Below are 8,550 nucleotides of genomic sequence, written 5' to 3'. Positions count from 1 at the left end.
TGGCAGCCTGTGCATCGACTGGCAGGACGGCCACGCCAGCCGCTTCGACCCGGGCTGGCTGCGCGCCCATGCCTATGACGACGCCTCGCGTGCCGAACGCCAGGCCGGCAAGCCGAAAAGCCGCCTGTGGAACAGCCAACTCGAACTGCCGGTGTTCGACTACGCCGACCTCAGGAACGACCCGCAGGCGCTGCTGCAATGGTTGCTGGCTCTGCGCGACACCGGCCTGACCCAGGTCCGTGGCGTGCCCACCGAGCCCGGCACGCTGACGGAGGTGGCGAAGCTGATCTCGTTCATCCGCCAGACCAACTTCGGCGTGCTGTTCGACGTACAGTCCAAGGCCGATGCCGACAGTAATGCCTACACCGCCTTCAACCTGCCCCTGCACAGCGACCTGCCGACCCGCGAGCTGCAACCGGGGCTGCAGTTCCTGCACTGCCTGGTCAACGAGGCCAAAGGCGGCGAGAGCATCTTCGTCGACGGTTTTGCCATCGCCGATGCCCTGCGCCGGGAAGACCCGGCGGCGTTCCGGGCGTTGTGCGAGATCCCCGTGGAGTTCCGCAACAAGGACCGCCACAGCGACTACCGCTGCCTGGCTCCGGTGATCGCCCTGGACAGCCTCGGCCAGGTCAGCGAAGTGCGCATGGCGAACTTCCTGCGTGGGCCGTTCGACGCCTCGGTGGCGCAGATGCCGGTGCTGTACGGCGCCTACCGGCGCTTCATCGCCATGACCCGCGAAGCGCGTTTTCGTGTAGTGCGGCGGCTCGAGCCGGGCCAGCTGTGGTGCTTCGACAACCGTCGCACGCTGCACGCCCGTAATGCCTTCGACCCGACCAGCGGAGCGCGGCATTTCCAGGGTTGCTACATCGACCGGGATGAATTGCTGTCGCGCATCCTGGTGCTGCAGCGTTAGATCGGCGGCGCGGCCATCGCCAGCAAGCCGGCTGCCACAGAACATGCAGGGCAGATGTGCAATGCACACCCTGGACTGCCCGAGGAAACCGGAGCCCCATCCGAGGCTGTGGGAGCCGGCTTGCTGGCGATCAACGAACACGCCTGCCCACTGGCAAGACACAGGCAAAAAAAACCCCGATCAAGCCGTGACAGGATCGAGGTGAGAGAGTGTCTTCAGCGGTGGCGTCGAGAGGGTGACCAAACCATCGACTGGCCCAGCTGGAAACCAGTTTGCCCCTTCATCCGGGCCCCGACTTTGCCGAAAACGACATGTTCATAGGCATCCCTGACATCGCGACAATCTGTCCTTGCCGACACTTCCATGCCCTACCAGAATCGAGTCACGAACAGCCCTGAATAGGAAAAGCGCCATGATGTACGCAGATCTGATTGACCAGGAAGACCTGTTGGGCCAACTCAAGTCCCTCGGCCTGCAGGTGCCCAACGGCGCCACCGCCGAACAGGCGTGCGAGCATGCGGTACGCGGCCTGGACGACGCACGCGCCTATGCGCTGCGCAAGATGGTCAAGGAAATGTACACCAGCAGCGCGACGATCCTGCCGGCCGTGCGCCAGGCCATCGACAAGCAATTGCTGCCGGCGCTGGCCGACTACCAGCAGCAAAAACGCGCCTGAGCCACCATGTGGCGAGTGGGCTTGCCCACGTTGGGGCGCGCAGCGGCCCTGGAACCAGGCACCGCGGTGCCTCAGCCAGAACGGCGGCGACGGGGTTGGCGGCTGCCCGGCAGCCGAGCGCGGACAAGCCCGCTCGCCACGACGCCAGCCGTCCAGAACAGAGCCTCGGGCCCCCTCCGCAGCCGCTCTAGAGCCACAGGGGGCAACCCGCCTTGAACGACTTCAGAGACGCACGCTGGCGAAGGTCGACTCGTTGCGCGCCTGGCTCAGGGCCGACATCGGTCCGGACAGCGGCGCCAGCACCATGGCCTGCGGGATCGGCATCATCGCCACCTGCTGGGCGGTGTTGGAACCGACGCGCTCATCACGCGGTGGAATGCCGAAGTACTCGCGGTAGCACTTGGAGAAGTGCGGCGTGGAGACGAAGCCGCAGACCGAAGCCACTTCGATGATCGACATCGGCGTCTGCTTGAGCAGTTGCCGTGCTCGGATCAGTCGCAGCTTGAGGTAATAGCGCGACGGTGAACAGTGCAGGTATTTCTGGAACAGCCGCTCCAGTTGTCGACGGGACACGGAGACGTAGACCGCCAACTCGTCGAGGTCGATCGGCTCCTCCAGGTTGGCCTCCATCAACGCGACGATTTCCTGCAGCTTCGGCTGGTTGGTGCCGAGCATGTGCTTGAGCGGCACGCGCTGGTGGTCCTGCTCGTTGCGGATGCGCTCGTAGACGAACATCTCGGAGATCGCCGCCGACAGTTCGCGACCGTGATCACGGCTGATCAGGTGCAACATCATGTCCAGGGGCGCGGTGCCACCGGAGCTGGTGAAGCGGTTGCGGTCGAGGGTGAACAGGCGGGTGCTCATGGCCACTCGCGGGAAGGCTTCCTGCATCGCCGCCAGACATTCCCAGTGCACGCTGCAATCGAAGCCATCGAGCAGGCCGGCACAGGCCAGCGCCCAACTGCCGGTGCACACCGCGCCCAGGCGGCGGGACTGGCGGGCCTGGCCCTGCAGCCAGGAGACGTGTTCGCGGGTAACGGTGCGCTGGATGCCGATGCCACCGCAGACGATCACGGTATCCATCGCCGGCGCCTTGTGCATGGCCGCGTCAGGCGTGATCTGCAAGCCGTCGCTGGCCCAGACCTGCCCACCGTCGACGCTCAGCGTTGTCCAGCGATACAGCTCCCGGCCGGACAACTGGTTGGCCATGCGTAGCGGCTCGACCGCGGAGGCCAGGGAAATGAGCGTGAAATTATCCAGCAGCAGGAAGCCGATGGACTGAGGCGCACGGTTCTGAGGTTGGGCCCCGGAGTTGAACGACGTCATCGCGATATCTCCTCACACAAAGCGGGTTATGGCCTCAGGCGGAGGCTCTTGTTGTATGGCCCTTGTCCCTGTGGGAAAAGGCGCTTTGTCATGACAGAGCAATTGCCATGCCGAAATTTGAATGTGCATTCAATAACTCCTGAAAACGACATGGCGGCCTGTCTGAATAGCCCTTGCCGCAAGTGCGGGTTATAGGCCCTGGAAACTTGCGTGGAAGGTGTGTTCCGGGGATTTGAGCAGATCGGTAGCACTTGTGTTTCGGGCGAGGTAGACGCCGTGGGCGAGTGTCACCGCAGGCACGCGGGAAGCTATCTGAGAAGCGTTGTCGACAAGGTTGGCGGCAACAGCCGAGTTATCTGTTTGCGACGCGCCAAAAGGTGGCGCGGGCAGTGAGGAGTGGGCGATTAGTGCACAGACTCGGTCGGTGGAGAACCGACTGGTGCTTTAGCGGATGAATCCTGCCCCACCCAGCTCGACGCCGCTCCTGAAACCTATGAGCGACTCAAGACTGGGAGCCGGACTCATCCGCGAACCGGCACACCGCTAAAAGATCAGCACTCCACCGCACTGACCGCCAACCCGCCGCGCGATGTCTCCTTGTACTTGTCATGCATGTCGGCCCCGGTATCGCGCATGGTGCGGATCACCCGGTCGAGGGAAATGAAGTGCTGGCCGTCACCACGCAGGGCCATCTGCGCCGCGTTGATCGCCTTCACCGCGGCAATCGCGTTGCGCTCGATGCACGGCACCTGCACCAGGCCGCCAACCGGGTCGCAGGTCAGCCCGAGGTTATGCTCCAGGCCGATTTCCGCGGCGTTGCACAACTGCTCCGGGGTCGCCCCGAGAATCTCGGCCAGGCCGGCTGCCGCCATCGCACAGGCCGAACCGACCTCGCCCTGGCAACCCACTTCCGCACCGGAAATCGAAGCGTTCTTCTTGCACAGGATGCCGACCGCCGCCGCCCCCAGGAAGAAGTCGACGACGTTGGCGTCGGTCACCGCCTCGCTGAACTTCATGAAATAGTGCAGCACCGCCGGGATGATCCCCGCCGCGCCATTGGTCGGTGCCGTCACCATGCGCCCGCCGGCGGCGTTCTCTTCGTTGACGGCCAGGGCGAACAGGTTGACCCACTCCATCGCGCTCAGGGTCGAGCCGATCACGTTCGGCTTGTTCAGTTCCTGCAGGCTGCGATGCAGCTTGGCCGCGCGCCGGCGTACATTCAGCCCGCCGGGCAGGATGCCCTCGTGCTGCAGGCCGTGTTCGACGCACTCCTGCATCGCCCGCCAAAGCTTCATCAGCCCGGCACGAATCTCGTCCTCCGAGCGCCAGACGCGCTCGTTGGCCATCATCAGTTCGGCCACCCGCAGGTTGTGCCGGCGGCACAGTTCGAGCAATTCCACCGCACTGGAGAAGTCATAGGGCAGCACGGTGCTGTCCATGTCCGCGACACCGCTGGACGCCTGCGCCTCGTCAACGACGAAACCGCCGCCTACCGAATAGTAGGTGTCGCGGTGCAGCTCGCCGTCATCGCCGAACACCACCAGGGTCATGGCGTTGGGATGAAATGGCAGGTTCTCGTCGAGCAGGCGCATGTCCCGCGACCAGACAAAAGGCACCGGCAGGCGGTTGTCGAGCAGTAGCGTATCGGTTTCACGCAAGGTGGCGATGCGCAGGCCGATCTGCGACGGATCGATCGCGTCCGGCCATTCGCCCATCAGCCCCATGATCACCGCGGTGTCGCTGCCGTGACCGATGCCGGTGGCCGACAGGGAACCATAGAGCTGCACCTCGACCCGCCGGACCTGCCCCAGCAGGTCGCGTTCACGCAAGTCCTGCACGAACAGCGCCGCCGCCCGCATGGGCCCCACGGTGTGCGAACTGGAGGGGCCGATGCCGATCTTGAACAGGTCAAACACACTGATTGCCATGACTGCGAAGTCCTCTGGATACGGGATCCGGGCGGCCAGGCGCCCGGTGGCGGGGCTGCTACGCTGAAGTCGCGATCCGCCGGAATGAAAACATCATCAGTCTTTTGAAATCGCCTTCGACGTCTCGCACCGACGCAATCTTGTCCATCAACGCCAGACGCCGCCGACAGGCTTTTTTCGCTGCTTTTTTGCGTCCGCGAGACGGAAAAATCGGCTGAAAAGTCTGTAAGCGACCTCATCGACACTGGATGCGACCCCCCCTGTACTGGATACGACGCACCCCGTAGGCGACATTTTCAGGCTGGTACATGATCAATCCCGACTCGATTGCAAGGCACGGGGGTAGAGCTGTCCTCGACGCCTCCAACCGCAACAGAACAATTAAGCGCAATCGTCCCTTTGGACACTGCCAAGAAGAAACTGATAGGAGTCTACCCCGATGAAAGGTTCCCCCTCGTTGTTGTTGGCCGCCATGCTGAGTCTCCCCCTGCTGGCCCAGGCCGCAGAACCGGCCCAATGCAGCACCGTGAACTTCTCGGATGTCGGTTGGACCGACATCACCGCCACTACCGCCACCACCAGCGTCGTCCTCCAGGCCCTCGGCTACAAGACCAAGACCACCATGATTTCCGTACCGGTGACCTACAAGTCCCTGGCCGACGGCAAGAACATGGACGTGTTCCTCGGCAACTGGATGCCGACCATGGAAAACGACATCAAGGCCTACCGCGACGCCGGCACCGTGGACACCGTGCGCACCAACCTCAAGGGCGCCAAGTACACCCTCGCCGTGCCACAGGCCTTGTATGACAAGGGCCTGCACGACTTCGCCGACATCGCCAAGTTCAAGAAGGAACTGGACGGCAAGATCTACGGCATCGAGCCGGGCAACGACGGCAACCGCCTGATCCAGAGCATGATCGACAAGAACGCCTTCGGCCTGAAGGACGCCGGCTTCAAGGTGGTCGAGTCCAGCGAGGCCGGCATGCTCTCGCAGGTCGATCGCGCGCAGAAACGCGACACCGCCGTGGTTTTCCTCGGCTGGGCGCCGCATCCGATGAACAAGCGCTTCAAGATCCAGTACCTGACCGGCGGCGACGACTATTTCGGCCCGGACTTCGGCGCCGCCACCGTGCTGACCAACACCCGCAAGGGCTACGTCCAGGAATGCAGCAACGTCGGCCAGTTGCTGAAGAACCTGGAATTCACCGTCGACATGGAAAGCTCGCTGATGGGCAACATCCTCGACGACAAGATGAAACCCGAAGCCGCGGCCAAGGCCTGGCTGCAGAAAAACCCACAGGTACTCGATACCTGGCTGGCTGGCGTGACCACCATTGACGGAAAACCCGGCCTGGAAGCCGTGAAAGCCAAGCTCGCGCAATAACCGCCGGCACCGGGCGGGTCCGCCCGCCCGGACCGGCATTTATTTCCCTGCATGTGGACGTTCGATACCATGCTGACTGAACAGAAAATTCCCCTGGGCCAGTACATCGCTGCCTTCGTTGAATGGTTGACCAAACACGGTGCCAACTATTTCGATGCGATCGCGTCGACACTGGAAACGATGATCCACGGCGTGACGTTCGCGCTGGCCTGGTTCAACCCACTGGCATTGATCGCGCTGATCGCGCTGATCGCCCACCTGATCCAGCGCAAATGGGGCCTGACCGCCTTTGTCGTCGCTTCCTTTCTGCTGATCCTGAACCTGGGGTACTGGCAGGAAACCATGGAAACCCTCGCCCAGGTGATGTTCGCCACCCTGGTCTGCGTGGTCATCGGTGTGCCGCTGGGCATCGTCGCCGCGCACAAGCCGGTGTTCTATACCATGATGCGTCCGGTCCTCGACCTGATGCAGACCGTACCGACCTTCGTGTACCTGATTCCTACCCTGACCCTGTTCGGCCTGGGCGTGGTCCCCGGGCTGATTTCCACCGTGGTGTTCGCGATCGCCGCGCCGATCCGCCTCACCTACCTGGGCATCCAGGACGTACCGCAGGAACTGATGGACGCCGGCAAGGCCTTCGGCTGCTCGCGCCGCCAGTTGCTCTCCAGAATCGAACTGCCCCATGCCATGCCGAGCATCGCCGCCGGCATCACCCAGTGCATCATGCTGTCGCTGTCGATGGTGGTGATCGCCGCGCTGGTAGGCGCCGATGGTCTGGGCAAACCCGTGGTCAATGCACTGAACACCGCTGATATCGCCCTGGGCTTCGAAGCCGGCCTGGCGATCGTATTGCTGGCAATCATGCTCGACCGTATCTGCAAACAACCCGACCCACAGGTCAAGGGGGACGCATGAGCATCATTCGCTTCGACAAGGTAGACGTTATCTTCTCCAAGAACCCGCGCGAGGCGCTCGCGTTGCTGGACAAGGGCCTCAAGCGGGAAGAAATCCTCAAGAAGACCGGTCAGATCGTCGGCGTCGAGAATGCCAGCCTGGAAATCGAGAAGGGCGAGATCTGCGTGCTGATGGGCCTCTCCGGTTCCGGCAAATCCAGCCTGCTGCGCTGCATCAACGGCTTGAACACCGTCAGCCGCGGCCAGCTGTTCGTCGAGCATGAAGGTCGGCAGATCGATATCGCCTCCTGCACGCCCGCCGAACTGAAGATGATGCGCACCAAGCGCATCGCCATGGTGTTCCAGAAATTCGCCCTGATGCCCTGGCTGACGGTGCGCGAAAACATCAGCTTCGGCCTGGAGATGCAGGGTCGTCCGGAAAAGGAACGACGCAAGCTGGTGGACGAGAAGCTCGAACTGGTGGGCCTGGCGCAATGGCGCAACAAGAAGCCCGACGAACTCTCCGGCGGCATGCAGCAGCGGGTGGGCCTGGCCCGCGCGCTGGCGATGGACGCCGACATCCTGCTGATGGACGAGCCGTTCTCGGCCCTCGATCCACTGATTCGCCAGGGCCTGCAGGACGAACTGCTGACCCTGCAGAACAAGCTGGCGAAAACCATCGTGTTCGTCAGCCACGACCTCGACGAGGCGCTGAAGCTCGGCAGCCGTATCGCGATCATGAAGGACGGCCGGATCATCCAGTACAGCAAGCCCGAGGACATCGTGCTCAATCCGGCGGATGACTATGTGCGCACCTTCGTCGCCCATACCAACCCGCTCAACGTGCTCTGTGGCCGCAGCCTGATGCGCAGCCTGGACAACTGCAAGCGCGTCAACGGTTCGGTGTGCATCGATCCGGGTGGCGACTCGTGGATCGACCTGGCCGAAGGCAACACGATCAAGGGGGCCCGCCAGAACGGCTCCAGCCTGAACCTGCAGAGCTGGGTGCAGGGCCAGGCGGTGGAAAGCCTGGGCCGCAGCCCGACCCTGGTGGACTCCAACATCGGCATGCGCGATGCCCTGCAGATCCGTTACCAGACCGGCAACAAGCTGGTGCTGCACGACAACAACCGGGTGGTGGGGATTCTTGGCGACAGCGAGCTGTATCACGCGTTGCTGGGCAAGAACCTGGGCTAAGCCAGAAACAGAAACGCCGCGAGACTCTCGCGGCGTTTCTGTTTCTGACGTTCGTTTGTGGCAAGGGGTCCACCCAGTGGCGAGGGGTCCATCCACCCAGTGGCGAGGGGGCTTGCCCCCGCTGGGCCGCGGAGCGGCCCCAAAACCGGTAATCGCGCTATATCAGTCAGAACGCGACAACCGATTTTACGACTGCTTCGCAGCCGAACGGGGGCAAGCCCCCTCGCCAC

The 8,550-nt window shown here is 63.1% G+C and carries 7 protein-coding genes; 5 read left to right on the top strand and 2 right to left on the bottom strand.

What is annotated here, in order from left to right:
* On the top strand, positions 1–913 hold a 913-nt coding region (locus K675_RS0105130; RefSeq protein WP_017902437.1), incomplete at its 5' end, for a TauD/TfdA family dioxygenase.
* A gap of 412 nt (positions 914–1,325) precedes the next feature.
* Entirely contained in the window at positions 1,326–1,589 is a 264-nt protein-coding gene (locus tag K675_RS0105125) for a hypothetical protein (protein ID WP_017902436.1), read from the top strand.
* A 222-nt stretch (positions 1,590–1,811) separates the two neighbouring features.
* On the opposite strand, the gene K675_RS0105120 is transcribed toward K675_RS0105125, so the two are convergent.
* On the bottom strand, positions 1,812–2,915 hold the full coding sequence (locus K675_RS0105120) for a GlxA family transcriptional regulator (protein WP_017902435.1): 1,104 nt from the start codon (positions 2,913–2,915) through the stop codon (positions 1,812–1,814).
* A 551-nt stretch (positions 2,916–3,466) separates the two neighbouring features.
* Positions 3,467–4,843 (bottom strand): L-serine ammonia-lyase, encoded by a 1,377-nt coding sequence (locus K675_RS0105115; protein WP_017902434.1) that lies wholly within the window; start codon positions 4,841–4,843, stop codon positions 3,467–3,469.
* 439 nt (positions 4,844–5,282) lie between these two features.
* Here K675_RS0105115 and K675_RS0105110 point away from each other — a divergent pair, with 439 nt between their 5' ends.
* From K675_RS0105110 to choV, 3 genes are all read left to right on the top strand, one after another.
* Positions 5,283–6,230: a choline ABC transporter substrate-binding protein gene (locus K675_RS0105110; protein WP_017902433.1), complete on the top strand. Its 948-nt coding sequence runs from the start codon at positions 5,283–5,285 to the stop codon at positions 6,228–6,230.
* A gap of 69 nt (positions 6,231–6,299) precedes the next feature.
* On the top strand, positions 6,300–7,145 hold the full coding sequence (gene choW, locus K675_RS0105105; protein ID WP_026144945.1) for a choline ABC transporter permease subunit: 846 nt from the start codon (positions 6,300–6,302) through the stop codon (positions 7,143–7,145).
* Complete coding sequence (gene choV / locus K675_RS0105100) at positions 7,142–8,320, top strand: choline ABC transporter ATP-binding protein (RefSeq protein ID WP_017902431.1); 1,179 nt, start codon at positions 7,142–7,144, stop codon at positions 8,318–8,320. Before choW ends, choV begins: the two co-directional genes overlap by 4 nt.
* The last annotated feature ends 230 nt before the right edge of the window (positions 8,321–8,550 follow it).

The sequence above is a fragment of the Pseudomonas fuscovaginae SE-1 genome, assembly GCF_000364705.1.
Lineage (GTDB): Bacteria > Pseudomonadota > Gammaproteobacteria > Pseudomonadales > Pseudomonadaceae > Aquipseudomonas > Aquipseudomonas fuscovaginae_A.
The sequence above is the reverse complement of the archived record's forward strand: the minus strand, read 5'-3'. Positions and strand labels throughout refer to the sequence as shown.

Coding starts and splice junctions, on each gene's coding strand:
- K675_RS0105125 (WP_017902436.1), top strand. CDS start 1,326: ATGATGTACGCAGATCTGATTGACCAGGAAGACCTGTTGGGCCAACTC.
- K675_RS0105120 (WP_017902435.1), bottom strand. CDS start 2,915: ATGACGTCGTTCAACTCCGGGGCCCAACCTCAGAACCGTGCGCCTCAG.
- K675_RS0105115 (WP_017902434.1), bottom strand. CDS start 4,843: ATGGCAATCAGTGTGTTTGACCTGTTCAAGATCGGCATCGGCCCCTCC.
- K675_RS0105110 (WP_017902433.1), top strand. CDS start 5,283: ATGAAAGGTTCCCCCTCGTTGTTGTTGGCCGCCATGCTGAGTCTCCCC.
- choW (WP_026144945.1), top strand. CDS start 6,300: ATGCTGACTGAACAGAAAATTCCCCTGGGCCAGTACATCGCTGCCTTC.
- choV (WP_017902431.1), top strand. CDS start 7,142: ATGAGCATCATTCGCTTCGACAAGGTAGACGTTATCTTCTCCAAGAAC.